This is a genomic window from Rhodanobacter sp. IGA1.0, assembly GCF_040208325.1.
Classification (GTDB): Bacteria; Pseudomonadota; Gammaproteobacteria; order Xanthomonadales; family Rhodanobacteraceae; genus Rhodanobacter; species Rhodanobacter spathiphylli.
This window is the reverse complement of the sequence record NZ_CP157948.1, coordinates 3,257,157-3,282,925: the sequence shown is the minus strand read 5'-3', so window position 1 is coordinate 3,282,925 and position 25,769 is coordinate 3,257,157. Positions and strand designations below refer to the sequence as shown.

Genomic DNA, 25,769 nt, shown 5'->3' with positions numbered 1-25,769 from the left:
GGGCGGTGCCAGTCAGACGGCGATTCCATCAGGGCGATCACCCGTGCCGGAGCGCTTCGGAAACTTCTGCGATACTGCATCGCGCAAGCGCGTTCGACGAAGCTGCAGGCGTCAGCTGTCTCCTGCTTCCGACATCGCCGCAAGGCCATCCGCCTGACGGAAGAAGATCTGGGAAGGCTCGGCTCCCTTGACCTGGAAGTGCATCATGAGAATCGCGTTCATTGGTTGGCTTGGCGCCCTCGCCTGGTGCGGACTTCTCGCCGATGCCAGCGCGGCGACAGCCGGCGTGGCCGTGCCTGCGCAGCAGACGGTCCGCATTGCGATGTACGGCGACAGCACGATGCTGGGCACGACCCGGGAAAGCGGCGCATATACGGTCACGCCGCGCAATGCGGTCAGCCAGCTCGGTGCGATGCTCAAGGCGGCAGGCTACAAGGTGGAGCTTTCCAATCACGGGATGAACATGATCATCACCGATGACCTGCTCGATGGCACCCATGGCGTGCCGCGCGCGTGGATCGCCGAGATGAAGTCGAGCCGGGCCGACATCGTGGTGATCAACACCGGGCTGAACGACGCCGCGCTCGCCCGCACCGGATGGGACGACATCGCCCACGTGAAAACACGCTGGACGCAACTGGTGAAGATGGCCATCGCACGGGGAAAGACGGTCTTCGTCGAGACTCCCAACCCCTGCGCCGACGGCACCACCGACGCCATCGTCGCCCGGATCGCGGATGCGCAGGCGGCGATCGTGAAAGAGAATCCGGGTACCCACCTGATCGATCAGTACCACGAGATCCGGCGCGGCATGCCGACCTGGGCCGCCCACTTGCCGGACGGGATACATCCGGACGACACGCTTTACACGTTCAAGGCTGCGGTCGAGGCCCGGGCGCTGATTCCCGTGCTGCCTCCGCTTTAGCCGTCCGATGAATCACCGGATGCGCGCGGACGTCTGCTCCCGGCTCCCGTCCCCATGTCGCGAGGCAAGACGATGTCCCTGAAATCCGACTTCGAACTGATGGCCCGCTACAACCAGTGGATGAATGCACGCCTGCATGCGGCGGCAGCGAACCTGGACGAGGCGGAGTTGCGGGCGGATCGGGGGGCCTTCTTCGGTTCGATCCTGGCCACGCTGGCGCACATCCTGGCCGCCGACATGCACTGGCTGAAGCGCTTCGCGCTGGCGATGCCGGGGCTCGCCTCGCTGGAACCCGTACGCGCCGCGCCGCTGCCGGCGCTGGTCCGCGGCATCACGTTTCCCGACTTCGCCACGCTGCGCGCCGATCGCGAGGCGCTGGACGAGGTCATCATCGCGTTCACCGCCGAAGCCACCGACGAGCTGTACGCGCAGCCGCTGGGCTATCTCGACAGCGCCGGCGAAAGGCACCTCAAGACCAGCGCCCTGGTGCTGCGCCATGTGTTCAACCATCAGACCCACCATCGTGGTCAGGTCACCACCTTGTTCAGCCAGCTCGGCATCGACGTCGGCGTGACCGACCTCTCCGCATTGATTCCGGAGTGCGGGGCCTGAGCTCCTGCGTCACGGAGCGCAAACGGCCCGCGTGGCGTCAGGCCTCGCACTCCGGCAGCGGATCGCCGTTGTCGGCACAGGTTGCGGGCGAATGGAAATGGACGGTGGACAGCGGCGGGTCTCCGGTGGCGCGGATCTCGTGGGCCTCGCCAGGTTCGATCACCGCAGCGTGCCGGCTCAGGGCAGCATGCGCACCTTCGGTTCGCGCGCCCATTGCCGGGTCCTGGCCAGTATCACGAAGTCGCGGGCGTCGGCCGCATCCACCACGCCGGCGTCGCGTCTCACGCCAGCGGCCTTCAGCAGCCGCTGCGCGCCGGCGTCGGCGGCGATGGCCTTCAGGTGCACGAAGGCGTCGCTGACGAAGTCGCGCGCCGCGGACTCGGCGGTGAGCTGCCTGGCGGCGGCTTCACTCAACACGATCGCCACGGCGTCGAAGAAGACCGAGGGCGTGCCGGCGAGCTGGCCATCGGCCGGCATCTTCCTGCCGTCGGACAGGGTGGCGCCGCCGACTTTCGGTGCCACGATCCTGACCGCCGCGCCGGCAGCCACGATGGCCTTGCGCAAGGCCTTGACGGTGGCAGCGTCGGAGCCGTCGTGGATCAGGATGCCGACCAGCCGCCCCTTCAGGGTGTCCTTCATCTTGCCGATGGTCTGCAGCGCCGGCGACAGGGGGAGGTCGACCGGCGCCACCCTGGCCGGCGGGGCGGGCGGCATCGGCGACAGCGCCAGCCCTGCGGCGACGCGGGCCGCAAGGCCTTCGTCGACGTGACGCAGGTGGCCGACCACGGCGGCCCGCACGTGCGGGGTCTCCACTCGGGACAGTTCGAACACGAACGCACTGGCGACATGCGCCTGCTCGGGCTGGCTCTGCGAGCGATAGAACCGCCGCGCCTGGCTGTAGTGGTCGGCAAACGACTCGGCCCGGATGCGTCCCTTGCGGCCGGGCTCGGCCGGCTCGGCCCCGTGTGGGAAGCCACGGGGCGTTTCGCGGGGGCTGCTGTCGGAGAGCGAGTTGGGTTCGTAGCTCACGCGGCCGGGCGGCGATTGCATCTGCATCTGCGCATCGCGCTGCAGGTTGGCGAACGGGCACTTCGGCGCATTGATCGGCAACTGGTGGAAGTTGGGCGTTCCCAGCCGCGACAGTTGCGTGTCGAGATAGGAGAACAGCCGGCCCTGCAGCAGCGGGTCATCGGAGAAGTCGATGCCGGGCACCAGGTGCGATGGACAGAACGCCACCTGCTCGGTCTCGGCGAAGAAGTTGTCCGGCCAGCGATCCAGCACCATGCGGCCGATGACGGTCAGCGGCACCAGTTCTTCCGGAATCAGCTTGGTGGCATCGAGATGGTCGAACGGGAAGGTGTCGGCCTGCTCCTGGGTGAACAGCTGCACCGCCAGTTCCCACTCGGGGAAGTCGCCGCGCTGGATGGCCTCGAACAGGTCGCGCCGGTGGTAGTCCGGATCGGCGCCGGTGATCTTGACGGTTTCGTCCCACACCGTGGCCTGCACGCCCAGCTTCGGCCGCCAGTGGAACTTCACGAAGCTGGTGCTGCCGTCGGCGGCCAGCAGGCGGAAGCTGTGGATCATGAAGCCCTCGATCATGCGCAACGAGCGCGGGATGCCGCGATCGGACATCAGCCACGTCACCGCGTGCAGCGTTTCGGGCGTCAGCGAGACGAAATCCCAGAAGGTGTCATGCGCGCTGGCCGCCTGCGGATAGCCGCGATCCGGCTCCATCTTCAGCGCGTGCACCAGGTCCGGAAACTTCATCGCGTCTTGGATGAAGAACGGCGCGAAATTGATCCCGACCAGATCCCAATTGCCCTCGCTGGTGTAGATCTTCGTCGCGATGCCACGGGCGTCGCGCGGCGTGTCGATCGAACCGGCGCCGCCGGCCACGGTGGAGAAGCGGGTAAACAGCGGGGTCTTCCTGCCGACTTCGGTGAGGATCTTCGCGGTGGTGTACCTGCCCAGCGACCGGGTCAGTTCGAAGTAGCCATGCGCCGCCGAGCCGCGCGCGTGCACGATGCGTTCGGGGATGCGCTCGTGATCGAAGTGGGTGATCTTCTCGCGCAGGATGAAGTCTTCCAGCAGGGTCGGGCCACGCGGTGAGGGGCGCAGCGAGTTCTGGTCGTCGCTGAGCGGCACGCCCTGGTTGGTGGTCATGGGCGGATGCGCAGCGCCGGCAAGCTGGTGCAATTCGTCGGCGTTGCCACGCGTTTCGCTGGCGGTGGTCGCGGACGCTGGGGTGCGTGAGCGCGAGGCGGGTTTTGCCCTGGTGGCCATGGCGTACTCCGGTGCGGGGGAGCACCCAGCCTGTGCCGGGCGCGGTGAAGTGGCGGTGAGGCAGCCGGCCTCGTCCCCGCTGCCGCGGGCTGTGCGGCACCATGCGGCACGTGCCCGTCGACGCAGCGCATACGCATGCAGTGGCAGCGTGTGGCCGAGACCGGAGGGTACGCATGGGCAACGACGCCAGTAGGAAATGCGCGACCGCAAATCGCGGTCACGTGCTGTGGCTGGGTGCGTACGTGGTCCTGCTGCTGGTACTGGCGGCGATCCGTTACGTGCTTTGGCTGGACCTCGTGCCACTGGCGCCGCGCTATGTTCCGCCGCTGCGCCGGATCGTGGTCGGCTTGATGGCTATCGTGCTGATCCTGGCGGCGGCGCGACTGATCCGCGCCAGGGCGATCGACCGGATCGCGAATGCGGCGACCCGCTACAACCTGCAGCGCATCGCGGGGCTGGTGGTGTTCGTGCTGATTGCGCTGATCGTCGTCTCGATGCTGTTCGCGAACTGGTACGCGGCAGTGGCATCGCTGGGACTGATCTCGCTGGTGCTGGGTTTTGCGCTGCAGACGCCGATCACCAGTTTCATCGGCTGGATCTACATCCTGGCGCGCCGGCCGTATCGGGTGGGCGATCGCATCAGCATCGGCGAAGCCACCGGCGACGTGATCGAGGTGACCTATCTGGACACCACGCTGTGGGAAGTGGGCGGCCCGTACGTGTCCAGCAGCCATCCCAGCGGACGACTGGTCAAGTTTCCCAACGCGAACGTGCTGACCAGCGCGGTCTACAATTTTTCCTGGGAGATGTTTCCGTATATCTGGGACGAGATCTCGTTCCAGATTGCCTACGACAGCGACCTCGCCTTTGTCAGCGAGGTGATGCAGCAGGCGGCGGAAAGGGAGCTGGGCGAGGCGATGATCCAGCGCGTGCGCACCTACCGCGACATCCTGGCCAGGACGCCGGTCGACGAGGTGGAAGTGAAGGAACGGCCCGCGGTGCTGTTCAGGGTCAATGCCAATACCTGGATCGACGCCCGGGTGCGCTACCTGGTCGACCCGAAACACGCCGGCAGCGTCAAGTCGCGCCTGCTGCTGGTGATGTTGCAGCAACTCAATACCCAGCCGGACCGCGTGCGCTTTCCCAGGGGCGACAACCGCTGAGCCGGGGTCTTCAGTGTTCCACGAAGCGCTGCAGCCGCGACAACGCGCCGGACCATTCGGCGTTGATCGCATCCAGCGCCTTGCGCGCCTCGTCCAGCCGCGACGGTTCGAACGCCCACAGGCGCTCGCGACCGCGCCACAGGTCGTGGACCAGGCCGGCCTCGGCCAGCACGGTCAGGTGCCGGGTGACGGCCTGGCGGGTGATGGTGGTGCCGGCGGTGAGCTGGGCGATCGACATCGCGCTGCCCGCGCACAGCGTCGCGACCAGGCGCAGTCGCGTGGCATCGCCCAGCGCGGCGAAGATCGGCGCGCTGCTGGCCAGTGCCGCCGTTCGACGGGTGCGATCAGTGCGCGGCGACATAGCGGGCGATGTTGCTCATCTGCATGGTCCAGCCGCCCTCGTTCGCGCGAAGCGCGTCGGCGCGGCGTGCCGGCGGCAGGCGGTCGAAACCCGACTCGGCAAGTCGCAGCAAGGTGCCGTGCTCGACGACCTCAAGCTCGAAGGTGACCAGCGTGGTCGGCTCCTGCTCGTAGTCGGTGTCGTGGTCGACCGCGTAGGGATGCCAGCGCCAGGCGAACACCCGCATCGGCTCGACGCGCTCGATCAGCAGCCTGAATGGCGTGCCGGCGTGGGGCTCCTGCAGCCTGGCCACCTCGGGGTCGACCTGGGTCGGCACGATCCTGCCGGTGACCGGCTGGCCAGCCACGAACGGTCCGTCGAAGGCCATGCCGAACCAGGCGCCGAACGCGTCCGGGTCGATCAGCGCGTGCCACACGCGCTCCAGCGGTGCGTGCAGCAGGATCTGTTGCTCGATGCGATCGGTCGATGTGTTCATGGAACTGCCTCGATATCATGCAACACGGTAGTTGCATGATGATCCGCCGCTTTCGCACATGCAACACCCAAGTTGCATGTTGGCAGGCCCGGATCGGCGCGGCTACCCGCCGAACTCGCTGGCCGCCACGGCCAGACCCGAAACCACGCCCAGCGAAGGATCGCCGTGCACCAGCGGAATTTCCGGGAAGCAGGCCTGCACGCGGGCGCTGATCCGCGGCGAGCGCGAGGTGCCACCGGTGAGGAAGACGCTGGCGGGCAGTTCGTCCAGGTCGCCGCGCACGCGCTCCAGCGTGCGTTCGAGCTGGCCAAGGAAGGGTTCGATGGCCGCGTCGAAATCATCCCTTCCGGCATCGACGGCAAGACCGGGTTCGACGAAGTCCAGCTCGACCCGATGGCCGGGCGCCTTGCTCAGGACGATCTTGGTGCGTTCGGCCAGCTGGTTGAGGCGCGTGGTGGCGCCGGGTTCCTGCAGGGCGCGCAGGCGCGTGCCGTAAGGCTCGTCCACCAGGCGATAGTCCTGCCGGCGGAATTCGCGCTGCTTGGGCAGGTTGTGCACGCTGGCCGCCTCGACGAACTGGTGCTGCGGGATGCGCACGCTGTCCTTGCCCAGCAGCGGCATGAAGCTGTGCAGGCTGAGGTTGACGTCCAGATCGGTGCCGCCCTTGGGCAGGCCCCAGCTGCGCGCGATGCGCGGCGCCGCGCCGCCACCGAGTTCGGCATGCGCCACGTCGGTGGTGCCGCCGCCGATGTCGACGATCAGCGCGTGCTGCCGCGCGTCGAGGCTCCGGTGATAGTGCATGGCCGCCGCGGCCGGCTCTTCCAGGAAGCTCACCTCGTCGAAGCCGGCCAGGCCGGCCGCTTCGCGCAGGATCTCGATCGCCTGCTGCGAGCCCTGCGCCCCCATCGAACTGCGGAACTCCACCGGACGCCCGATCACCGCGCCGCGCACCGGCACGCCGAACTGGCGGCTGGCGCAAAGCCTGATGTGCTCGAGGATGTGCGTGGCGATGTGCACGATCACCTTGCGCACCTGCGGGTCCAGTCGATAGCCGAACATCGACTTGGGCGACTCGATCAGGTTGCCGCCACCGCTGTCCAGGTAGCCTTCCACCGCCTCTTCGCCGAACAGCGCGTGCTGGAAGCTGGCGACCGAGGCGGTGGCCTCGCGGGTCTGCTGCTCCATCCACTGCCGGCGCACCACGCGCAAGGCCTCGCGCTGCAGGTCAGCTTCGCTGCGCGCCACCGGCAGCTGGCCGCGGGCCGCGGCAGCCGATGCCATCTCGCGCTGGCGGGTGCGCGCCAGGCGCAGCTCGATTTGCAGCTGCGCCTGCAGATCCGGCGTCAGCTGGAAGTCCGCCGGGTCGGGCACCAGCTCGGGGAAATACACCGCGGTGCGGAACTGCTCGGTGTCGCCGAAGCGCACCAGCTGCAGTTCGCCGTCGATGATGGCGCCTGCCGCCGAATAGCTGGTGCCGAAGTCGATACCGATAAGCATGGAAGTCACGGGATGTCTGATCGCGACCGCGCAGTATGAGGGCGTGCGGTCGACAACCCAAACATCGAACGCCGGGTGGAGGCGGTCACGGCTTCCCATCCTGCCGCTTGCCGATCGTCGCCGCGCCTCGCGAGAATGGCCGTCTCGCCATGGAGCGGTGCAGGTCACGCGATGTTGCAACTGGTCAATCTTCTTCTGGTGATTTCCGGCGTGATCGCCGTGGGCAGCGGCCTGGTCTGGTGGCGCAACCAGCCGGCTCTGGCGCTGTTGCTGCTGGTGTCCGGCGTTGCGCTGATCACCCTGGCGTACTTCAGCGACCGTGGAGGCGAGCGGCGCGCGGAGCAGCGCAAGCGCGCCGCGATCCGGCAACGCATCGACGAGTTTGCGCGCAGGCCGGCCGGTTCGTCGCAGACGCTGCGGCTGGGTGGCGGACTTCGCAACATCCTTGCCGGCCTGTTGCTGACCCTGCTCGGCCTCGCGGTCGCGGTCATGGCGTCGGCCGATCTCAGGCACGACGTGATCCCGTTGATCCTCGGTGTGCTGCTGGTGCCCGTGGGCCTGCTGCTCCTGTTGCGTGCGCTGGCCGGCGTGGGGCAGCCCGCGCTGGAGCTGGACAGCGTCGGCTTTGCCACTGCACTGACCGGACGCATTCCCTGGCGCGAAGTGTCCGGCATCTGCCTGCGCACGGTGACGCAGCGCAACGGCAGTGAAAGCTTCTTCCTGATGTTTCGCGTGCAGCGGTTCGCGCGCGTGGCGCCGCGCATCCACTGGACCGAGCGTCTGCTCGCGGTGTTCCGTCTCGGAGCCCTGGCCAGGGGTGTGGTCAACGTGAGCCTGCCGTCGAAAAAGGACCCGCCGGCGCCGGTGTACGCACTGGCCCGGCAGTTGTGGAAGCAGTCGACCGGCAACGACTACGAATGGAGCCCGTTGCAGTCGGACGCCTGCAACGAGGCGATGAAGCGGGCCGGTGCCCTTGCCGCGCGCCTGGACGAGCCGGGTGCGATGGAGGCCGCGCTGGCCCATCCGGAGCAGATGGAACAGGCGATGGCGCAGATGGATGCCGACATGGCCCTGATCGCCGCCGAGCACAGGCGCCAGGCGAAGAAGCAGCGCTGGATGCTGGCGCTGTTCCTGCCGCTGATCGTGTTGCTGCTGGCGTGGCCGTGGATCATGCGCCTGTTCGCGCGCTAGGTCGGGCCAGCTGATTGCCGGGCGTCGCCCCGGCAATCATCGGTTTCCCTGCTTACATCCCCGGCGACGGACTGACCGTCATCTGGGCGCGCGCCTCGCCTTTCGGGTGTGCCTTGGTATGCAGGTTCACGTAGCTCAGTCCGTTGAGCAGGGCAGACTGGGTCGCGGCATCGATGGTCACGCTGTTGCTCATGCCGCTCCGGTACGGGCCGGGAATCAGCTGCATCACGCCCGCGGCCACGTCCGGACCGGCCGGACCGTGGAAGTGCGCGATGGTGACCGGTCCACTCAGGCCCTGATAGTCGATCGTGTACCTGAGCTGGTGGGTCACCGTGTCCAGGGTGGCGCTGACGTGCCCGCTGGGCTGGTTGGTGGCACCGTTCTCGCCGGCGAAATCGCCGCTCAGCGAGACCTCCTTCGCGGCGGCGGCGGTCGAGAATGCCAGCAGCGTGGCGGCGGCCAGTGGCAGGATCTTGCGCAGTGTCTGGTGCATGGTCGGTTCCTCCGGTAGTCGATGGCGCGGACTGTGCCCGGCAGGCCGGGCGGCTTGAACGGGTGTCTTCCATGGCGGTCGAATCACCGCCCACGGTGACCCGCTGCGTGTGTAGGCGGCGACAACGGCCGGCCGGGTACGATTCCCCGCTGCAAAGGCGAGCGAATCACGGAACCTTGCTGTGGTCCGGTCGATACTCGGGCCAGGCCTTTTGAGAGAGATGGCATGCCCGCTCCGGTTTCTGCCGATGAAGCGCAACGACTGGCCCGCCTGCACGCACTGTCCGTGCTGGATACCGGGGCCGAACCGCTGTTTGACGCACTGACCCGCAGCGCGGCCCTGGTCACCGGCGCGCCGATGGCGGTGCTTGCCCTGGTCGACGGGGAGCGTCAGTGGTTCAAGTCCCGGGTCGGGCTCGACGGGCCGAACGGGACGCCGCGCCCCAGCAGCTTCAGCGCGCACACGATTCTGGCCGAGGGGTTGATGGAAGTGGCCGATGCGCAGGCCGATCCGCGCTTTGTCGACGATCCGCTGGTCACCGGCAGCCCCCACGTGCGCTTCCATGCCGGCGCGCCGGTGCAGTTCGGCGATGGCCTGCGCGTGGGCGCGTTGTGCGTATTCGATCGCGAACCCCGCTCGCTCGACGAAACGCAGCGCCAGGCCCTGCTGTCGTTGGCGCTGGTCGCGAGCGAGGCGCTGGAGCTGCGCATGATGGTGCTGGAGCACCATCCCGCCGTGACCGCGTCGGCCCCGCCGGGCAGCGACGAGGCTGCCCGGCTGAGCCAGAAACTGCGCGCCAGCGAGGCCTTCCTCGACCGCACCGGCCGCCTTGCCGGGGTGGGTGGATGGCAGGTCGATCTGGACACCGACGAAGTGCAGTGGACCGACGAGACCTGCCGCATCCATGAAGTGCCGGCCGGTTACCGACCCACCTTGCAGGAGGCGCTGGCGTTCTACCCGCCGAAGGCGCGCGAGGCGATTTCCGCGGCGATGGCCAAGGGCACCGCCGATCGCACGGGCTGGGACCTGGAATCGCCGCTGGTGACCGCGACCGGCCGCAAGATCTGGGTACGCACGATCGGCAGCATCGTGTTCGACGACGATGGCCGGCCGGTGCGCCTGGTCGGCGCCATCCAGGACGTGAGCATCCGCCGGCGCGTGGTCACCGCGCTGGAAGCCAGCGACCGCCGTTTCCGCAAGCTGTTCGAGTACAGCCTGGGGCTGATCTGCACCCACGATTACGAGGGCGTGCTGCTGTCGGTGAATCCTGCCGCGGCGCGTTCGCTGGGCTACTCGGTCGGCGAACTGCTGGGGCGCCCGCTGACCGACTTCATGCGGCCGGAGCGCCACGCGGCATTTCGTGCCTACCTGTTGCGGATGTTCCGCAGCGATCGCGACGAAGGCGTGCTGGAACTGGTGGCGAAGGACGGCACGCTGCGCGTCTGGCAATACCAGAACATGCTGGACGACGAGGACGAGGACCCCTACGTGCTGGGCCACGCGCAGGACATCACCGAAAAGCACCAGCAGGCGTTGAACCTGCACGAGATGTCGGTGCGCGACCCGCTGACCGGCTGCTACAACCGCCGTTTCCTCGATGATGTCGCCCGGCGAAGCGCGCACGGCCGCTGGGGTTGCGTGGTCATCGATCTGGATCACTTCAAGCAGGTCAACGACACCTATGGCCACCAGCGCGGCGACGAGGTGCTGGTGGCCATGGCGCACTTCCTGTCACGCCACGTCCGGCCCGGCGATGCGGTGATCAGGCTGGGTGGCGACGAATTCATGGTGCTGCTGGAAGACGCTGCCGACGGCGTGGTCGAAAGCGTGGTGTCGCGCATCGAGCAGGATCGCGCCGATGCGCCGATCGCGTTTACCCTCGGCTGGTCCCTCTTCGGCCAGGAAACCACGCTGGAGCAGGGCATGGCCGAAGCCGACCACCAGCTGTACCGCAAGCGCGAGACGCGGGGAAAGGCGGGGCGGAACTGATCGCTGTTCGGCAAGCGCATCCGCCACGCAACGCGAACTAGCCCGCCGTGGCGTTGTAGAACTGACGGGCGCGCTCACGCTCGGCGGCGGTGGGCGTGTACTCGGTCCATGGATCGGCGGCATTCATCTTGTAGCGGATGACGCCCTTGTCGATATCGATGTCGTAGAACGGGAACGCACCGCGCAGGTTGAACATCGTCGCCGGCGCGAAGAACAGGATGTCCATGGCCAGGCGGCCACCATGGAAGCGCAGCGGCAGGATGCCGTAGAACGGATCGCTGCCCGGCGCGACGGCCTTGAATTCATAGTTGCCGAAGCTGGTGTCCTTGAGCTTCAGCGTCGAGGGCACCTCCGGCACGGTGTGCTTCAGCGAAAGTCGCGTCTGCTCGTGGTTCGAGCTGATGGTCGTCATGGTGGTGCAGGCAGCCAGCGCCGCCGTCAGGCACAGTGTGCCCGCAGTCCTTGCTATCGTGTTCATGGATTCCCCTGTGGATGCGTTCCGTTGAGTCGGCACGCCCGTGCAGTCTAGCCGCCCGGATCGCGGGGACTCCATGCCGAAGGAACAGCGCCGCCGGCGGTGGTCTTCCGGCCGATGGCCCGGATCTATACTGCGAGGCGACTGCCGGCCACGCGGGCGGCCGAATCCGGAGAATCGCCATGGCTTCCTTCCCGTTGTCGCGCCTGTCGTGCCTTGCCCTGCTTGCCTTCTCCGCGATGGCCGCCCAGGCGGCGCAACCACCGGACGATGTCAGCGTGCATTACCGCGACCCTGGGCACTTCACCGAGGCGAAGCGCAGTTTCGGAGTGAACGCGAACAATGCCGACGCGTACCTGAAGCCGCTCAAGGCTTACATCGCGCAGCGTGCGGCCCGCATCCTGGCGCCCGGCCAGCGGCTCGACGTCGAGGTGACCGACGTCGATCTTGCCGGAGAGTACGAGCCCTGGCGGGGACCGAACTTCAACAACGTGCGCATCGTCAAGGACATCTACCCGCCGCGCATCGATCTTGATTTCACCCTGTACGGCGCCGACGGCAAGCCGCTGCGCAGCGGCAGCCGCAGCCTGCGTGACCTAGCCTTCATGGCCCGCGCGAGCGTCGTCGACCAGGACAGCTTGCGCTACGAGAAGGCGCTGATCGACCGCTGGCTGCGCAAGGGCGCGGCGGGGCTCTGATTCCGGGCTGGTGATAAAGTGCCGGGGATCTCGACAGCCAGCGGAGCAAGCAGCGCGATGAACCATCCGACCTCCCATCCGATCGGCACCCCGGGCGTGCGCTGGGGCGACGCCGAGGTCGCGCAGTGGCGTGAGAGCCAGGCGGTGAGGCGGGGCTATCAGGCCGAAGTCGTCAGCGTGATCGACAGGCTGCGCCCGCGTTTCGACGTGGCGGAATACGGCCGCCTGGAGTACCCGCCGGCCAGCTATCCGCTGTTCGTCCTGCGCAATCGCGACTGGAACGATGCGCTGCCCATCATGCTGGTGACCGGCGGCGTGCATGGCTACGAAACCAGCGGCGTGCACGGCGCCCTGCTTTTCCTCGACCGCCACGCGGCGCAGTACGCCGGGCGGGCCAACCTGGTGGTGGCGCCCTGCGTGAGCCCGTGGGCGTACGAGCGCATCCACCGCTGGAATCCCGACGCGCTGGACCCGAACCGCTCGTTCCGCGAGAACAGCCCGGCGCCCGAATCGGCGGCGCTGATGCGCATGGTGGCGCCGTTGCGCGATCGCGTGCTGATGCACATCGACCTGCACGAAACCACCGACAGCGACGAGTCCGAGTTCCGCCCCGCGCTGGCCGCGCGCGACGGCTTGCCGCACGAGCCGGGCGAAATCCCCGACGGCTTCTACCTGGTCGACGATACGGCGCATCCGCAGCCGGCGTTCCAGCGTTCGATCATCGAGGCGGTGGCGAAGGTCACGCATATCGCGCCGGCCGACGAACACGGCGAGATCATCGGTTCGCCGGTGGTCGCCGAAGGCGTCATCCAGTACGCGCTGCGCGAGCTGGGGCTGTGCGCGGGCATTACCGGGGCGACCTACAAGACCACCACCGAGGTCTATCCGGACAGTCCCCGGGCTACGCCGGAACAATGCAACGCCGCGCAGGCGGCGGCGGTTTGCGCCGCGATCGATTTCGCCCTGGCGCACCCGGGCTGAAAGCGCCGCGCCGGCCGGTGATCGGCGCCTGGTCGCGCCTCAGAGCCTGTGAAGAAAACCACGGTCCTGTGGTTTTCTTCTATCGCACGTCCGGTACATGCCCGGACGCGCTCACGCGGATCAGTCACTGGCGTGACCGATCCGCGGTCGGCCGTGCCTGGCCGACCTGAGAGGTTGAAAAACTCACAACCTCTCAGTTCTCGTCACCCAGCTCGTGTACGGGTTCGTGCAGGTGCCGGTCGCTCCGGCACACGGCCAGTGGCCTGGCCGTGGCCTTGCTGATCGACGACACGGTGTGCGCCTGGTCATCGTCGATCACGGTCATGCACGCGCAGCCGTAGCCATGGTGACCGTTGGTTTCGACCCATTGCGCATCACTGAACCGGGGCCAGTCGCCGTCGGCCTGGTGGCCGCCCTGGCTGGCGATTTCCCATTCGCCATCGCGGTCGGTCAGCGTGGCGTTGCCCGGGGTGGGGTTTTCGAACCAGCCGCAACGCCGCTGGCCTGCCGCGTGCTCCGTGGCCAGTGCCGGCGTCAGCATCCATCCGAACAGCGCGGCGGCCAGCATCACGCGGAGCGGTCCTGTCGATGACCTGTGCATGCCGACTCCCGGGGCCAAGTGTGGCGGCAGGATAGCGTGGGCGGGGGCAGGCGATCTGCGATGGGCCAGTCATTTCGCGAGGCGTGGCTGTCCGGAATCGGGGTGGACGATGTCCGCGGACAATGCTGCTGATCGGCGGCCGATCCTGATGGCTTCATGAAAACAACGGCTTGCGCGATATCTCGGCTTGGCATGGCGATTGCTCTGGATACATCACCAGGCACTCTCGCCTCATGACCGGAGCCATCCCATGAAATTCGAATCGATGATCCTCGCCAGCCTGTTCGTCGCCTGCTTTGCCCTGTGCACCCTGGTGATGGGCGCGATGCTGACCGCCTCGCCCCGCGCGGTGGCACTGGCCGGCGCGCAGCATTCCGCGATCCAGTCGGCCACACCGCCGGGCTGTGCGGCGCGGAGTGCGACAACTTGTCCCGAGGCCTGAGCGGATGGCGTGGCGACTGCGTCGATCAGGGTCCACGCCGTTGCCGGCACGGGGGCTTGCCCCGCGGCCATAACTTTAGTCATGGGTGATGGCGGCGGCCTTCGACTAGGATCGGGTGTCCACCATCAACGGGACACCCCCCATGAAGCATCCCATCGCGCTGGCCCTGGCCATTGCCCTGTCAGGCTCCATGGCCGGTTGCAGCGACGCCGGCAACGGCAGCGACAAGAGCGAAACCGCGACCGCCCCGGCGCATGCCGACAAGGTGGCCGCTGACGCCGGCAATCCGTTCTTCGCCGAAAGCCCGCTGCCGCTGCACTATCCGCAGTTCGACAAGATCAGGGATGCCGACTTCGCCCCGGCGTTCGACCGCGGCATGGCCGAGCATCTGGAAGAGATCGACGCGATCGCCGGCAACGCCGCGGCGCCCACGTTCGACAACACCATCGTCGCGCTGGAAAAGTCCGGGCAGATCCTGGAGCGCACCTCGACCGTGTTCTTCAGCCTGGTCGGCGCCGACACCAATGATGCGCGCAAGGCGATCCAGGCCGACTACGCGCCGAAGCTGGCGGCGCATCGCGATGCGGTCTCGCTGAACCCGGCGTTGTTCGCGCGCATCCAGACGCTGTACGACACCCGCCACCAGCTGGGCCTGGACGCCGAGGGCGTGCGCCTGGTCGAGCGTTATCACACCGACTTCGTGCGTGCGGGCGCCAGGCTGTCCGACGCCGACAAGGCGCAACTGAAGCAGATCAACGGCGAGCTGGCCAGGCTGGGCACGAAGTTCAGCCAGAACGTGCTGGCCGAGGTGAACGATTCGGCGGTGACGGTCGACACGAAGGAGGAGCTGGCCGGCCTCACCGACGAGCAGATCGGCGCCGCCGCGGCCGCCGCCAAGGCGAAGGGGCTGGACGGCAAGTACGTGATCGCCCTGCTCAACACCACCGGCCAGCCGCCGCTGGCGCAGCTGCAGAACCGCGCGTTGCGGCAGCGCATCTTCGAGGCGTCGGTGGCCCGTGGCAGCCGCGGCAATGCGTATGACAACACCGCGATCGTGTCGCAGGTGCTGAAGCTGCGGGCGGAAAAGGCGCGGATGCTGGGCTATCCCACCTACGCCGCCTACGTGCTGGCCGACGAGACGGCGCAGACGCCCGAGGCGGTCAACGCGATGCTGACCAGGCTGGCGCCGCCAGCGGTGGCCAATGCGAAGCGCGAGGGCGCAGCGCTGCAGGCGATGATCGACAGGGAGCAGAAGGCCAGGGGCGAGCCGAGCTTCCAGCTCGCGGCCTGGGACTGGGCGTACTACACCGAGAAGGTGCGCGCCGAGAAATACGACTTCGACGAGAGCCAGCTGAAGCCGTACCTGGAAATGAGGAACGTGCTGGAGAACGGCGTGTTCTACGCCGCCGGCCAGCTTTACGGACTCAGCTTCAGGCAGCGCACCGACCTGCCGGTGTACCAGCCCGACGTGCTGGTCTACGACGTGTTCGACGCCGACGGCAAGCAGCTGGCGATCTTCCTGGCCGACATGTATGCGCGCCCGTCCAAGCGCGGCGGCGCGTGGATGAACTCCTACGTGCAGCAGTCCGGCCTCACCGGCAACCTGCCGGTGGTGGCCAACCACCTCAACATCACCAAGCCGGCCAGCGGCCCGACCCTGCTGACCTGGGACGAGGTGACCACGATGTTCCACGAGTTCGGCCATGCGCTGCACGGCATGTTCTCGAACGTGCAGTACCCGTACTTCAGCGGCACCAGCGTGCCGCGCGACTTCGTCGAATTCCCCTCGCAGGTGAACGAGATGTGGTCCGACTGGCCCGGCGTGCTGGCCAACTACGCGAAGCACCACCAGACCGGCGCGCCGATGCCCAGAGAACTGCTGGACAAGGTGCTGGCCGCCTCGAAGTTCAACCAGGGCTTCGCCACCACCGAGTACCTGGGTTCGGCCATGCTCGACCAGAGCTGGCACCAGGTCGGCGCGGACAGGGTCCCCGAGGCCGGCGGCGTGATGGCCTTCGAGGCGGCCGCGCTGAAGGCCAACGGCACCGACTACGCGGCCGTGCCGCCGCGCTACCGCACGCCGTACTTCAGCCACATCATGGGTGGCTACGCGGCGGGCTACTACGCCTACATCTGGTCCGAGGTGCTGGACGCGAACACGGTGGAGTGGATCAAGGCCAACGGCGGCCTGACCCGCGCCAACGGCGACCGTTTCCGCTCGACCCTGTTGTCGCGCGGCGGCAGCAAGGACGCATTGCAGCTGTTCCGTGATTTCGCCGGCCACGAACCGCGGATCGAGCCGCTGCTGAAGCGTCGCGGGCTGGATGCGTCGGTGGACTGATTCGCGCTCGCACCGCTGGTCAGGAATTGGCCGTCCGGATCGCACCGGGCGGCCTTTTCCTTTCCGGTGGCGCGCGCTCGGGCATACTGCGACCCAAGCGGGCGGGCACCACTTCGACACATCCACAGGGGAACCGAATGACCATGCAGAATCCGTATCAGGCGCCGCAGGCCGCCGTGGCCGAACCGTTCGTGGCGGAGGCCGGCATCGAGCAGGTGGCCAGCGCGCAGAAGCTGATCATCTACGCGATCCTCGGCTACTTCGCCGCCGTTGCCCTGCAGGGCGTGCTTGGCCTGTTCGCCGCGTTGCTGCTGGTGCTGGTGGTCTGCGCCGCGCTGGTGGGCACGTTCAAGCTGTGCACCGGCATGGGTTTCTCGATGGCGAGCCGGGTGATCCTGCTGGTGCTGATGTTCGTGCCGCTGGTGAGCCTGATCGTGCTGCTGGTGCTGAACGCGAAGGCGACCGCCAGGCTGCGCGCGGCTGGCTACCACGTGGGCCTGCTCGGCGCCCGGCGGTGAAGCGCAGGCGGTCGTGACGGCGATCATTCCGGGTCGGGGGGCGCCGTTCCGCTTTCCACCACCATGTCCAGCACATAGGCACTCGACGCTGCACCGGCCGGCGGGTCAGGCAATGTGTAGCGTTTGACCCGCAACACGTTGCGCACCCCGGGCTGGTGTTCGTAGCCTTCGATCGGCTGCGCCAGCGGTTGCCAGGGGCCGGGTTCGCCCGAGCGCAAACCCCGGTCGTCGTAATGCAGCTGGCGAACCAGGAGGCAGTTGTTCGCCGGTGGCAGCGGATGCTGGCAGGCGACCGGTTCGGCCGCGACCTCGAGGAACCCGATCGTGCCGGGGCTGCCGTAGCGTTTTTCGGCGGTGGGCTGGCCGGCGAAGGTCAGCGTGGTTCCGTCGGCGGCGGCCAGGCTGAGCAGGGTCTGGCCATCGGCGCTGGATGTGATCAGCGCAGGCTTCGCCCCCAGCACGTGCTTGATGGTCTTCTCGCGCTGCATCAGGACGGGCTCGGCGCAGGCCATCATGGTCTGCATCAGCGGCCCGGTGAGCAGGTGGCCATCAACGATCCTGTAGCTGCCGCCGATGCCGTTGCAGGCATGGCTGACGCTGATGCGATCGTCGGTGAAGTCGAGCTGCAGGGGTTTGCCGGAACCGTCGAACAGCCCGTCCAGGCGCTGGTTGTTGCCGTCGACGGCATCGCGCAACTGCCAGTGATAGCCGCCCAGCGCCGGCGCCGTCGTGGCCACGGGCGCCGCGGCGTTGGATGAAGGCTGTGTCGCCACGCCATGGCTGGCTGACGGGTCCGGTGCATGGGACGGGCTGCAGGCGGCCAACGCCAACGGCAGCCACGATGACCAGAGCGGGATTTTCATGGAGCGCCTCCACGATTACACGGGCCGGGGATGGCCCGGCGACATCATGCTGCAGCCGGCGTGAATGAATCAGCGCGAGCCGATACTCGCCGTCATGGCGCGGTCGCGGCTGCATTTCAGGTACGGCGATGTTTTCAGCCAGCGCGCATCGGGGTAGTAGGAAAACACGTACTGGCCGTTCTTCAGCGTGTCGATCAGCGGCCGGGCGATCGCGGTGCGTACGGCGGGGCAACCGTAGCTGCGGCCGATGCGGCCCTGCAGCCGGGCGATTGCAGGGTTCACGTAGGACGCGCCGTGGATCACCAGGGCGCGTTCCAGCGCGTGGTCGTTGGTGCCCGGCTCCAGTCCTTCGAGGCGCAACGAGTAACCGTTGCGGCCGGCGTAGGTGCCCAGCGTGCGGAACAGTCCCAGGCTGGATTGCAGGCTCTCCGGGGTATTGGAGAATTTCGAGGCCAGGTTGTCGCCGGTGTTGCGGCCATGGGCCACCAGCTCGTGGTAGAGCAGCTTGCGGGTGGCCAGGTCGAACACCCACAGCCGCGGTTCGGTGGACGGTTTCGAATAGTCGATCACCGCCAGCCGGTCGGAGGGTGGCTGGCCTTGCGCCGTGGCGCACTCGGTGGCGGCCAGCGCCAGTCCGATCACCCTGGGGTTCGCATTCGGAGCCAGCCGGCTGAGCGCGGCCTGCAGCGACGACCCCGCGGCGTGCGCCATGGCGGAGCAGCCCGCGAGCAAGGTCAGGGTGGCGATATGGCGCGGGAGTCGGCGCATCGGAACGGCTTGCGTGGGAAGGATACGGATCGCCGATCCTAGCAGTCGCCCGTTAAGAAGCCGTCCGCTGCGGCGCACGCCGTGTTTGCAGGGGCAGGGGGCCGTGCTATGACGGTGTCTGGCCCCCATGCAGAATCCCATCGTGCCCGACAGATATTCCCGTGCCGTTTGCAGCATCGCCGTGCTGGGCCTGCTGCTGGGGGCCGCCGCGCGGGCACAGCAGCCCGGCACGGCCTCCACCACCGGGCCGCAGGTCGTGCAGGCCGTGGCGGTCGAACAGCCGCTGGGCCCGGTAGCCGAACAGATTCGCGAACAGGTCGAACAGTGGCGCGTCGCGCACGCTGAAGTCGATGCCGCGACCTCGCCCGGCCATGTCGTGGTGGCGTTCTACGAACAGAACCGGTTCGCGCCGGCGTGGACCGGTCCGGGCAACGTGGACCAGCTGCTCACCGCGCTGGGCGAGATGGCCGCAGACGGCCTCGATCCGCAGGACTATGCGCTGGACGAATTGCAGCGTCGGCGTGGCGTGCTGCTTGATCCGCTGGCCACGCCACGGCAACGGGCGCAGTTCGACCTGCTCGCCACCGATGCCTGCCTGACGGCCCTGCTGCATCTGTATCGCGGCAAGGTCGATCCGGCCACGCTGGACACCCACTGGAACTTCGATCCGCACCAGTTCGACCAGTCGCGCGGCCTGCAAGCGGTACGCGACGCGCTGGCGCGCGGCACGGTCGGCAGCCTGTTCGAGCGGGCGCGGCCCCGGCCCGCCCAGTACGGCCAGCTGCGCACGGCGCTGGCGGGGTTGCGCACGCTCGCTGCGCAGGGCGGATGGGCGCCACTCGCCGATGGCCCCACGCTCAAGCCGGGCAGCCGCGATCCCCGGGTGGCGGCATTGCGTCGGCGTCTGCAGCAGGGCGGCTACCCCGTGGGCGATGGCGTGGGCGATCTGTACGATCCGGCGCTGGAGGCTGCGTTGAAGCAGTTTCAGCGCGAGCAGTACCTAGTGGCGGACGGTCATCTCGGCAAGGCGACGCTGGCCGCACTGAACGTGCCGGTCGCCGCGCGCATCGAGCAGCTGCGCGCGAACCTGGAGCGTGCGCGCTGGCTGCTGCACCAGCTGCAGGGCAAATTCGTGGTGGTCGACATTGCCGGCTACCAAGTCGTCTATTACCGCGACGGCAAGCCGGTCTGGCGCTCGCGCGTGCAAGTGGGCAAGCCGTATCGCCGTACCCCGGTATTCAAGTCGGAGATCACCTACCTCACGCTCAACCCGACCTGGACGGTGCCGCCGACCATCCTGAAGAGCGACATCCTGCCGAAAATCCGCAACAACCCCGGCTACCTTGCCGCCAACCGCCTGCGCGCGCTGGATGGCCAGGGCCGCGTGGTATCGGCAGCCAGCGTGAACTGGAGCAACCCGCACGGCATCGTGCTGCGCCAGGATGCCGGTCCGGGCAATTCGCTGGGTCGGCTGGTGATCCGGTTCCCGAACGACTACGCGGTCTACCTGCACGACACGCCGCATCAGGAGTTGTTCGCCCGTGAACAACGTCCGTTCAGCTCAGGCTGCATCCGGGTCGAGCGTCCGCGCGAACTGGCCGGGTTGCTGCTGGACGATCCGCAGCACTGGAACGCGCAGGGCATTGATCGCGCGATCGACACGCTGAAGACGCAGACGGTGATGCTGCGCGAACCGGTGCCCCTGCTGCTCGCCTACTGGACGGTGGACCTGCGCGAAGCAGGGCGGATCAGTTTCCGGCCCGACATCTATCAACGTGACCCGCCACTGATCGCCGCGCTGGATCGCCCGCGCGTATCACCGTGGCTGTCGACGGTGGGTGCCGCTGCCCCGCCGGCGCAGCCTTGAAAAAAAGCCGCGCCAGGCGGGAGCCGGGCGCGGCAAAGGTTTGAACCGACCACTGCCAGGTGCGTCGGGCGCCGGCGACGAAGGACTCGCGACAGCCCGCGCAAGGTAGCCAGGGCTTGTCTCACGGTTTCGGATCGGCCTGACCGGGATCAGGGCGGCTGGCCCGAAGGGTCGGCAATATGGCTGATGGCGGATGTCCCGCCGCCTGTCCTGGAGACTGTACCGATGTTGTTCGAAGTGAAGGATCTTGCCGGTGACACCGGCGCCATTGCCGCAATCCTGCGGGCCCTTGACGCCAACGCGAAAGTCGCCGGCGATGTCGCCGCGGGGCAGATCGATGTGTCGGCGCAACTGACGTCCGGCCAGGTCATCAGCGCGCTGCAGGCAGCGGGCTACCAGGCCAGCCGCGTGTCCGAGCCGCGGCAGATCCACGTCAGCGGCGGCAGCACCTGCTGCGGCAGCTGCTCATGATCCACTGAGAGCGTCCTTGTCGCCGCGCGCCGTCTTCGCGCGCGGCTTGCGCGGGCCCGGGGCGGAGTGCCGGCCCTGGCTGGCGTCGATCGCGTCGATCCAGCCGGCGCGCGCGGCGGGGAACGCGTCGGCGTAGGGCACGTAGGGCTTGATGTCGAGGATCGGCGTGCCGTCGAGCAGGTCGACGCCGCGCACCTGCAGCGCGCCATCGCCCACCGCGACCAGTTCCACCGCCGACAGGCCGATCGCATTCGGCCGGTGCGGCGAACGCGTGGCCAGCACACTGCGCTTGCCGCCGCCGCGCGGCGGACGCACCTCGGCCTTCCAGCCTTCGCTGCGATGGAAGGCGAACACCAGCCAGATCCGCTCGAAGCCGGCCAGGTCCCGGTAGGCCGCCACGGGGAAATCCGCCACGAATTCGATCGTGGCCTCGGCGGCCGACTGCGTCTCGGTGCCGGCCACCACGGTGGACTGGTGCGGCGCGTCGATGCGTCGCGCATACGGCGAGCGCACGAACGCGATGGGCAGGCAGGACAGGGCGCTGGAGGTATCGTGGGCGGTGCTCATTGCGGCATTATCCACCTTCGCCCCGCCTCTCCATGGTCCCGTGAACCTCCCCGCCGAGGACACCATGAAATACCTCGTGATGATCTACTGCGACGACGCCTTGCTGGACGCGCTGCCCGAAGGCGAGTTCGATACCCTGATGCACGGCTGCTTCGTCAAGGCCGACGCCTTGCGCGCCAACGGACAATTGCACGATTCGCAGCAACTCGAAGCACCGGCGACCGCGCGCACCGTGCGCGTGCGCGACGGCCGCACCAGCGTGGTCGACGGGCCGTACGCCGAGACCAAGGAGTACCTGGGCGGCTTCAACCTGATCGAGGCGGCCGACATGGACGAGGCGGTGCGCATCGCCTCGAACTTCCCGTGGTCGCGCACCGGCGCGATCGAGATCCGCCCGATCCGCGACATGGACGCGGTGCGCCGGCGCGTGGGCGCCTGAGCATGCGCGACGACGACGATTTCGAGGACGACCGCGACTTCGACGACGAAGACGATTCGGTCGAGGCGCTGGTTTGGCAGCTCTTGTTGCTGATCAACCCGGGCGACGAAGACTCCGCGCTGCAGCAGTTCAGCGCCTATCGCGAGGCGGTCGCCGATGGCGACGAGTCCGAGCCGGTCGAGCTGGTGGCCAGGGTGATCGACTGGCGCGCGGGTTTCCTGATCGCCGAGGACGACCTGCGCTCGCTGGTGCAGGCGCTGGACGAACTCAGCGCGCGCTGGAACCTGTCGATCGACTGGAACGGCGACCCGGACGACGACGACTATTTCGACGATGCCGATGCCGGCAGCCTGCTCGGCATCGCCTACGATCGCCTGGCCGAAGCCGGCTACACCTTGTGGACCTGGGAAACCGACGACGACTCGCATGCCGGCTGGATCACGCTGAGCCGCGACAACGAGCCGATGCGCGAACTGGCCACGGCGCTGCACATCAACCTGCGCCTGGGCAGCGACTTCGGCTGAGCGGCGCAGAAGGGAACGGAACAGGCATGCTGCAACTGATCGGCTTCGACGGCGACGACACGCTGTGGCACAGCGAGGGCTACTACCGCGAGGCGAACGACGCGTTCGCCGCGATCGTGGGCCGCTACGTGGACCTGGGCGACCAGCGCGTGCACGACACCATGCTGGTCACCGAACAGCGCAACCTGCAGCTGTTCGGCTACGGTGCGAAAGGCATGGCGCTGTCGATGGTGGAAACCGCGATCGCGCTCAGCGACAGCCGCATCAGCGCCGCCGACATCCACCGCATCGTCGAGCTGGGCAAGAGCGTGCTGCAGCATCCGGTGGAACTGTTGCCGGGCATCCGCGAGGCGGTCGAGGCGGTGGCCGCGCACCACGACGTGGTGCTGATCACCAAGGGCGACCTGTTTCACCAGGAAAAGAAGGTGGCGCAATCCGGCCTGGCCGACCTGTTCCGCCGCATCGAGATCGTGTCGGAGAAGAACGCCGCCACCTATCGCCGCGTGCTGGGCGAATTCGCCCTGCAGCCGGCACAGTTCGCGATGGTCGGCAACTCGTTGCGTTCGGACATCGAACCGGTGGTGCGCCTGGGCGGCTGGGGCGTGCACCTGCCGTACCACGTGACCTGGGCGCACGAACTGGAGAACGGCCTGGGCGACGACGAGCCGCGCGTGCTCACGGTGGATGCGCCCGCGGCGATCCCCGCCGCGGTGGAGCGCCTGCGCACCCTGGCTGCCGCGGCCCAGGGCGGGCACTGACGGCCACCATCGCCGCAAGCGGCCTTGGCCCCTAATCGTCGAAACCGGTGTAGTCGTCGGGAAAGATCGGCGTGCCGTCCGGCTCCAGCCCGGTCATGTCGGCCAGCGCCTTGGCGGCGGCCGCTTCGGCGATGTCCCTGTCGCGGAAGCTGCGGTTCTCGCAGATCGCGTAGTACACCGGAAAGCCGTGACGGCGCGGGGTGATCGCCAGCCACGCGGCATAGCGCGAACCTTCCAGGGTGGCTCCGGAGCGGGCAAGGTAGTTGTCGAACTCGCGCTCGGCCATGGTTGTCGGTTCCGCTCGGAAAGCACGCATTGTATAGGGATGGCCGGTTTCGCCGCCGATGCCGGCGCGTCGAGGCAGGGGCCGTCCTCGAAGGCGGACGCGCCTCAGGGGTTCCGCGCGCTGTTCGCGGCGCGGATCTGGTCGATGCCCAGCGCCTCGCTTTCGCCCGGCGGCGGCAGGCCGGTCTTCCGGCAGAACGCGATCAGGCGCGAATCGTCGCGGAAACGCAGGATGAGCGGATCGCTCAGCATGAACAGGATGTCTTTGGCCGGCGCGCGCTCCAGCCATTCCATGGTCCGGTCCGCGTCGCCGCGCAGCGCATAGGCTTGCGCGACCAGATAGGGGCTGGTTTTCGCCCAGACCCTGTCGGCGAGCACCTTCGCCAGCGCCGCATCCGCCGCCGCGCGGTCCGGGGAAATCTGCGTGGCGATCGCCAGATTCATCTCGCGCCACGGCGAGGGCTGCTTGCGGGCGGCCTCCTGCGCGGCATCCACGTCGCCGCGCGCGATGGCGGCATACATGGCCCGGTATGGCCGGGATGATTCCGGTGGCGACAGGCCCTCGGCGATGCGCAGGTACTTGGCCGCCTCGTCCAGCCGGCCAGTTGCCGTCAGCAGCTTCGCGTATTCGAAATCGTTGACGTTGTACAGCGGCTCGATCGAGAGGAGCTGCTCGCGCAGCCCGATCGCCTCCCCCAGTTTCCCCAGGCCGGCCAGCACGAAGGCGCAGCCATTGAGCACCGTGCCGTCTTCCGGCGCCAGCTGCACGGCACGGCGGCATTCGGCCAGGGCGCTGCGGGCATCGAAACTGTAGAACTGCAGGTAGGCGCGAGCCGCGTGGGCCTGGCCCAGGCCGGGCGCCAGTTGCAGCGCCTTGTCCGCCGCCAGGCGCGATTGGCGAAGCTGTTCGCGGGCCACCGCGGGAGGCTCGTCCCGGAACGCGGCCACGGTACTCCACGATCCGGACAGGTACGCCCATGCCATCGCGTATTGCGGGTCCAGTTGCACGGCCCGGGCCATGTACTCCGCGGCCTTGGGGAAATCCTGGTTGTGCCAATGCTGCAGGCCCTGCAGATAGACGTTGTAGGTGTCGATGTTGCCGCCGGGCGGGCGATCGTTCGGCCTTGCTGCCGCTCCGGGCGACAGCAGCTTCAGTTGCAGCGCACCGGCCACCGCCTGGGCGATCTCGTCCTGCAGGGCGAACAGGTTCCTGTACGGGCGGTCGTAGTGCTCGGTCCACAGCGTGCTGCCGTCGGCGGCGCGGGTCAGTGACGCGTTGATGCGCACGACGTCACCGGCGCGCTGCACGCTGCCGGCGAGCAGGTAGGCCACGCCCAGCTCGCGGCCGATCGTCGCGCTGTCGTCCTTGCTGTCGCGGAAGCGGAAGGCCGAGGTGCGACCGATCACCTTCAGTCCCTGGAATCGGGACAACGCGTCGATCAGGCTTTCCGACAGGCCGTCGGAGAAGTACACCTGTTGCGCGTCGTTGCCGGCGTTGACCAGCGGCAGCACCGCGATGCTGCGCTCCGGAACCGGCCCCGGGGCGCTCGGCGCATGCGACCACCATCTCCAGCCGGCGAAGGCGAGCAACGCCAGCAGCGGCAGCAACCACGGCAGCGCACGCGGCATGGCGCCCCGGTCGCTGGCGCGCCGCCCGCCGGAGCGGGGCGGTGGGCCAGGGGACGGCACCGGCACCACCGGCGCTGCCGGCACGGATGCCTGCAGGGCCTGCCGCGGGTCGTCGGGCGCGGCTTCGGGAAGGTCGAAGCGGTAACCCACGCCATGCACGGTGTGCAGGTAGCGCGCCGCTTTCGCGTCCTCGCCGAGCGCGTGCCGCAACAGGGTCATCAGCCGATTCAGCACCCCCGGGGTGACGTGGCGGTGGCCCCAGACGGCGTCCAGGATCTCGTCGCGGGTGAAGACCCGGCCGGGGGTGCCGGCGAGCAGCGCCAGCACGGCGAAGGCCTTGGGTTCCAGCGGTTGCTCGATGCCGTCGCGCAGCAAGCGCCGGCCCGCGAAGTCGATCGCGGATTCGTCGAAGGCGAGCGGGGCGGGCGTTGACGGGTCCATGGCGTCCTGTGGCGGTGCACCTGGGTGGACGGAAACCTGCGCTGCGGGGCGGCCCCCAATGTTTTCCCAAGGAATCCAAGCAATGTCCAGTGCTTCCCCAGCGGTGGCCTCA

General features: G+C 68.1%; 28 protein-coding genes. 15 read left to right on the top strand and 13 right to left on the bottom strand.

Annotated elements, in window-relative coordinates; all coding sequences use genetic code 11:
• The first annotated feature begins 205 nt into the window (after positions 1-205).
• On the top strand, positions 206-925 hold the full coding sequence (locus ABNK63_RS14830; protein WP_350016064.1) for an SGNH/GDSL hydrolase family protein: 720 nt from the start codon (positions 206-208) through the stop codon (positions 923-925).
• Positions 926-997: 72 nt separating this feature from the next.
• Entirely contained in the window at positions 998-1,537 is a 540-nt protein-coding gene (locus ABNK63_RS14825) for a DinB family protein (RefSeq protein ID WP_350016063.1), read from the top strand.
• A 37-nt stretch (positions 1,538-1,574) separates the two neighbouring features.
• Here ABNK63_RS14825 and ABNK63_RS14820 read toward each other — a convergent pair whose 3' ends face one another.
• On the bottom strand, positions 1,575-1,700 hold the full coding sequence (locus tag ABNK63_RS14820) for a hypothetical protein (RefSeq protein ID WP_350016061.1): 126 nt from the start codon (positions 1,698-1,700) through the stop codon (positions 1,575-1,577).
• A 14-nt stretch (positions 1,701-1,714) separates the two neighbouring features.
• Positions 1,715-3,820 (bottom strand): catalase, encoded by a 2,106-nt coding sequence (locus ABNK63_RS14815; RefSeq protein ID WP_350016060.1) that lies wholly within the window; start codon positions 3,818-3,820, stop codon positions 1,715-1,717.
• 173 nt (positions 3,821-3,993) lie between these two features.
• Here ABNK63_RS14815 and ABNK63_RS14810 point away from each other — a divergent pair, with 173 nt between their 5' ends.
• A complete protein-coding gene (locus ABNK63_RS14810) occupies positions 3,994-4,983 on the top strand; it encodes a mechanosensitive ion channel domain-containing protein (protein ID WP_350016059.1) in 990 nt (329 codons plus the stop codon).
• A gap of 10 nt (positions 4,984-4,993) precedes the next feature.
• On the opposite strand, the gene ABNK63_RS14805 is transcribed toward ABNK63_RS14810, so the two are convergent.
• The 3 genes from ABNK63_RS14805 to ABNK63_RS14795 all read right to left on the bottom strand — a co-directional run bounded on the left by ABNK63_RS14805 (position 4,994) and on the right by ABNK63_RS14795 (position 7,316).
• Positions 4,994-5,344: a metalloregulator ArsR/SmtB family transcription factor gene (locus ABNK63_RS14805; RefSeq protein WP_350016058.1), complete on the bottom strand. Its 351-nt coding sequence runs from the start codon at positions 5,342-5,344 to the stop codon at positions 4,994-4,996.
• Entirely contained in the window at positions 5,328-5,819 is a 492-nt protein-coding gene (locus ABNK63_RS14800) for an SRPBCC family protein (RefSeq protein ID WP_350016057.1), read from the bottom strand. Before ABNK63_RS14800 ends, ABNK63_RS14805 begins: the two co-directional genes overlap by 17 nt.
• 102 nt (positions 5,820-5,921) lie before the next feature.
• Positions 5,922-7,316: an Hsp70 family protein gene (locus ABNK63_RS14795; protein ID WP_350016056.1), complete on the bottom strand. Its 1,395-nt coding sequence runs from the start codon at positions 7,314-7,316 to the stop codon at positions 5,922-5,924.
• Between the two features lie 171 nt (positions 7,317-7,487).
• Here ABNK63_RS14795 and ABNK63_RS14790 point away from each other — a divergent pair, with 171 nt between their 5' ends.
• Positions 7,488-8,507, top strand: coding sequence for a hypothetical protein (locus ABNK63_RS14790; RefSeq protein WP_350016055.1), 1,020 nt, complete (start codon positions 7,488-7,490; stop codon positions 8,505-8,507).
• A gap of 52 nt (positions 8,508-8,559) precedes the next feature.
• Here ABNK63_RS14790 and ABNK63_RS14785 read toward each other — a convergent pair whose 3' ends face one another.
• Complete coding sequence (locus ABNK63_RS14785) at positions 8,560-9,000, bottom strand: CHRD domain-containing protein (RefSeq protein WP_350016054.1); 441 nt, start codon at positions 8,998-9,000, stop codon at positions 8,560-8,562.
• Positions 9,001-9,225: 225 nt separating this feature from the next.
• Between ABNK63_RS14785 and ABNK63_RS14780 the strand changes: the two genes are divergently transcribed.
• Positions 9,226-10,989 carry a diguanylate cyclase gene (locus ABNK63_RS14780; RefSeq protein ID WP_350016053.1) on the top strand — a complete coding sequence of 588 codons (1,764 nt, stop codon included), beginning with the start codon at positions 9,226-9,228 and terminating at the stop codon, positions 10,987-10,989.
• 37 nt (positions 10,990-11,026) lie between these two features.
• Here ABNK63_RS14780 and ABNK63_RS14775 read toward each other — a convergent pair whose 3' ends face one another.
• Positions 11,027-11,467, bottom strand: a complete 441-nt coding sequence (locus tag ABNK63_RS14775; RefSeq protein WP_007809283.1) for a hypothetical protein — start codon at positions 11,465-11,467, stop codon at positions 11,027-11,029.
• Between the two features lie 179 nt (positions 11,468-11,646).
• Between ABNK63_RS14775 and ABNK63_RS14770 the strand changes: the two genes are divergently transcribed.
• Entirely contained in the window at positions 11,647-12,162 is a 516-nt protein-coding gene (locus ABNK63_RS14770) for a DUF3016 domain-containing protein (RefSeq protein ID WP_350016052.1), read from the top strand.
• Between the two features lie 57 nt (positions 12,163-12,219).
• The gene (locus ABNK63_RS14765) at positions 12,220-13,143 is read left to right on the top strand and encodes a M14 family metallocarboxypeptidase (protein ID WP_007809285.1); all 924 of its coding nucleotides are present in this window, start codon (positions 12,220-12,222) and stop codon (positions 13,141-13,143) included.
• A gap of 193 nt (positions 13,144-13,336) precedes the next feature.
• Here ABNK63_RS14765 and ABNK63_RS14760 read toward each other — a convergent pair whose 3' ends face one another.
• The gene (locus ABNK63_RS14760; RefSeq protein ID WP_040673313.1) at positions 13,337-13,744 is read right to left on the bottom strand and encodes a DUF4087 domain-containing protein; all 408 of its coding nucleotides are present in this window, start codon (positions 13,742-13,744) and stop codon (positions 13,337-13,339) included.
• 250 nt (positions 13,745-13,994) lie between these two features.
• Between ABNK63_RS14760 and ABNK63_RS14755 the strand changes: the two genes are divergently transcribed.
• From ABNK63_RS14755 to ABNK63_RS14745, 3 genes are all read left to right on the top strand, one after another.
• Positions 13,995-14,186: a hypothetical protein gene (locus tag ABNK63_RS14755; protein WP_350016051.1), complete on the top strand. Its 192-nt coding sequence runs from the start codon at positions 13,995-13,997 to the stop codon at positions 14,184-14,186.
• Between the two features lie 142 nt (positions 14,187-14,328).
• A complete protein-coding gene (locus ABNK63_RS14750; RefSeq protein ID WP_350016050.1) occupies positions 14,329-16,527 on the top strand; it encodes a M3 family metallopeptidase in 2,199 nt (732 codons plus the stop codon).
• A gap of 143 nt (positions 16,528-16,670) precedes the next feature.
• On the top strand, positions 16,671-17,045 hold the full coding sequence (locus ABNK63_RS14745) for a hypothetical protein (protein WP_238530928.1): 375 nt from the start codon (positions 16,671-16,673) through the stop codon (positions 17,043-17,045).
• A 23-nt stretch (positions 17,046-17,068) separates the two neighbouring features.
• Here ABNK63_RS14745 and ABNK63_RS14740 read toward each other — a convergent pair whose 3' ends face one another.
• A complete protein-coding gene (locus ABNK63_RS14740; protein ID WP_350016049.1) occupies positions 17,069-17,908 on the bottom strand; it encodes an META and DUF4377 domain-containing protein in 840 nt (279 codons plus the stop codon).
• 69 nt (positions 17,909-17,977) lie between these two features.
• The gene (locus ABNK63_RS14735) at positions 17,978-18,676 is read right to left on the bottom strand and encodes a murein L,D-transpeptidase catalytic domain family protein (RefSeq protein ID WP_007808329.1); all 699 of its coding nucleotides are present in this window, start codon (positions 18,674-18,676) and stop codon (positions 17,978-17,980) included.
• A 127-nt stretch (positions 18,677-18,803) separates the two neighbouring features.
• Here ABNK63_RS14735 and ABNK63_RS14730 point away from each other — a divergent pair, with 127 nt between their 5' ends.
• Positions 18,804-20,543 (top strand): L,D-transpeptidase family protein, encoded by a 1,740-nt coding sequence (locus tag ABNK63_RS14730; RefSeq protein ID WP_350016048.1) that lies wholly within the window; start codon positions 18,804-18,806, stop codon positions 20,541-20,543.
• A gap of 225 nt (positions 20,544-20,768) precedes the next feature.
• The gene (locus tag ABNK63_RS14725; RefSeq protein ID WP_350016047.1) at positions 20,769-21,014 is read left to right on the top strand and encodes a hypothetical protein; all 246 of its coding nucleotides are present in this window, start codon (positions 20,769-20,771) and stop codon (positions 21,012-21,014) included.
• Here ABNK63_RS14725 and tsaA read toward each other — a convergent pair.
• Positions 21,009-21,581 (bottom strand): tRNA (N6-threonylcarbamoyladenosine(37)-N6)-methyltransferase TrmO, encoded by a 573-nt coding sequence (gene tsaA / locus ABNK63_RS14720; protein WP_350016046.1) that lies wholly within the window; start codon positions 21,579-21,581, stop codon positions 21,009-21,011. The genes ABNK63_RS14725 and tsaA overlap by 6 nt on opposite strands.
• Positions 21,582-21,645: 64 nt before the next feature.
• Here tsaA and ABNK63_RS14715 point away from each other — a divergent pair, with 64 nt between their 5' ends.
• The 3 genes from ABNK63_RS14715 to ABNK63_RS14705 are packed head-to-tail and all read left to right on the top strand — an operon-like array spanning position 21,646 to position 23,302.
• Positions 21,646-22,020 (top strand): YciI family protein, encoded by a 375-nt coding sequence (locus ABNK63_RS14715; protein WP_040673312.1) that lies wholly within the window; start codon positions 21,646-21,648, stop codon positions 22,018-22,020.
• 2 nt (positions 22,021-22,022) lie between these two features.
• The gene (locus tag ABNK63_RS14710) at positions 22,023-22,544 is read left to right on the top strand and encodes a hypothetical protein (RefSeq protein WP_350016045.1); all 522 of its coding nucleotides are present in this window, start codon (positions 22,023-22,025) and stop codon (positions 22,542-22,544) included.
• Between the two features lie 26 nt (positions 22,545-22,570).
• Positions 22,571-23,302 (top strand): HAD family hydrolase, encoded by a 732-nt coding sequence (locus ABNK63_RS14705; protein WP_350016044.1) that lies wholly within the window; start codon positions 22,571-22,573, stop codon positions 23,300-23,302.
• A gap of 31 nt (positions 23,303-23,333) precedes the next feature.
• On the opposite strand, the gene ABNK63_RS14700 is transcribed toward ABNK63_RS14705, so the two are convergent.
• Positions 23,334-23,588, bottom strand: a complete 255-nt coding sequence (locus ABNK63_RS14700; RefSeq protein ID WP_007808313.1) for a hypothetical protein — start codon at positions 23,586-23,588, stop codon at positions 23,334-23,336.
• A gap of 104 nt (positions 23,589-23,692) precedes the next feature.
• Positions 23,693-25,657 carry a winged helix-turn-helix domain-containing protein gene (locus ABNK63_RS14695; RefSeq protein WP_350016043.1) on the bottom strand — a complete coding sequence of 655 codons (1,965 nt, stop codon included), beginning with the start codon at positions 25,655-25,657 and terminating at the stop codon, positions 23,693-23,695.
• Between the last annotated feature and the right edge of the window lie 112 nt (positions 25,658-25,769).

Coding starts and splice junctions, on each gene's coding strand:
- ABNK63_RS14830 (WP_350016064.1), top strand. CDS start 206: ATGAGAATCGCGTTCATTGGTTGGCTTGGCGCCCTCGCCTGGTGCGGA.
- ABNK63_RS14825 (WP_350016063.1), top strand. CDS start 998: ATGTCCCTGAAATCCGACTTCGAACTGATGGCCCGCTACAACCAGTGG.
- ABNK63_RS14815 (WP_350016060.1), bottom strand. CDS start 3,820: ATGGCCACCAGGGCAAAACCCGCCTCGCGCTCACGCACCCCAGCGTCC.
- ABNK63_RS14810 (WP_350016059.1), top strand. CDS start 3,994: ATGGGCAACGACGCCAGTAGGAAATGCGCGACCGCAAATCGCGGTCAC.
- ABNK63_RS14805 (WP_350016058.1), bottom strand. CDS start 5,344: ATGTCGCCGCGCACTGATCGCACCCGTCGAACGGCGGCACTGGCCAGC.
- ABNK63_RS14800 (WP_350016057.1), bottom strand. CDS start 5,819: ATGAACACATCGACCGATCGCATCGAGCAACAGATCCTGCTGCACGCA.
- ABNK63_RS14795 (WP_350016056.1), bottom strand. CDS start 7,316: ATGCTTATCGGTATCGACTTCGGCACCAGCTATTCGGCGGCAGGCGCC.
- ABNK63_RS14790 (WP_350016055.1), top strand. CDS start 7,488: ATGTTGCAACTGGTCAATCTTCTTCTGGTGATTTCCGGCGTGATCGCC.
- ABNK63_RS14785 (WP_350016054.1), bottom strand. CDS start 9,000: ATGCACCAGACACTGCGCAAGATCCTGCCACTGGCCGCCGCCACGCTG.
- ABNK63_RS14780 (WP_350016053.1), top strand. CDS start 9,226: ATGCCCGCTCCGGTTTCTGCCGATGAAGCGCAACGACTGGCCCGCCTG.
- ABNK63_RS14775 (WP_007809283.1), bottom strand. CDS start 11,467: ATGAACACGATAGCAAGGACTGCGGGCACACTGTGCCTGACGGCGGCG.
- ABNK63_RS14770 (WP_350016052.1), top strand. CDS start 11,647: ATGGCTTCCTTCCCGTTGTCGCGCCTGTCGTGCCTTGCCCTGCTTGCC.
- ABNK63_RS14765 (WP_007809285.1), top strand. CDS start 12,220: ATGAACCATCCGACCTCCCATCCGATCGGCACCCCGGGCGTGCGCTGG.
- ABNK63_RS14760 (WP_040673313.1), bottom strand. CDS start 13,744: ATGCACAGGTCATCGACAGGACCGCTCCGCGTGATGCTGGCCGCCGCG.
- ABNK63_RS14755 (WP_350016051.1), top strand. CDS start 13,995: ATGAAATTCGAATCGATGATCCTCGCCAGCCTGTTCGTCGCCTGCTTT.
- ABNK63_RS14750 (WP_350016050.1), top strand. CDS start 14,329: ATGAAGCATCCCATCGCGCTGGCCCTGGCCATTGCCCTGTCAGGCTCC.
- ABNK63_RS14745 (WP_238530928.1), top strand. CDS start 16,671: ATGCAGAATCCGTATCAGGCGCCGCAGGCCGCCGTGGCCGAACCGTTC.
- ABNK63_RS14740 (WP_350016049.1), bottom strand. CDS start 17,908: ATGAAAATCCCGCTCTGGTCATCGTGGCTGCCGTTGGCGTTGGCCGCC.
- ABNK63_RS14735 (WP_007808329.1), bottom strand. CDS start 18,676: ATGCGCCGACTCCCGCGCCATATCGCCACCCTGACCTTGCTCGCGGGC.
- ABNK63_RS14730 (WP_350016048.1), top strand. CDS start 18,804: ATGCAGAATCCCATCGTGCCCGACAGATATTCCCGTGCCGTTTGCAGC.
- ABNK63_RS14725 (WP_350016047.1), top strand. CDS start 20,769: ATGTTGTTCGAAGTGAAGGATCTTGCCGGTGACACCGGCGCCATTGCC.
- tsaA (WP_350016046.1), bottom strand. CDS start 21,581: ATGAGCACCGCCCACGATACCTCCAGCGCCCTGTCCTGCCTGCCCATC.
- ABNK63_RS14715 (WP_040673312.1), top strand. CDS start 21,646: ATGAAATACCTCGTGATGATCTACTGCGACGACGCCTTGCTGGACGCG.
- ABNK63_RS14710 (WP_350016045.1), top strand. CDS start 22,023: ATGCGCGACGACGACGATTTCGAGGACGACCGCGACTTCGACGACGAA.
- ABNK63_RS14705 (WP_350016044.1), top strand. CDS start 22,571: ATGCTGCAACTGATCGGCTTCGACGGCGACGACACGCTGTGGCACAGC.
- ABNK63_RS14700 (WP_007808313.1), bottom strand. CDS start 23,588: ATGGCCGAGCGCGAGTTCGACAACTACCTTGCCCGCTCCGGAGCCACC.
- ABNK63_RS14695 (WP_350016043.1), bottom strand. CDS start 25,657: ATGGACCCGTCAACGCCCGCCCCGCTCGCCTTCGACGAATCCGCGATC.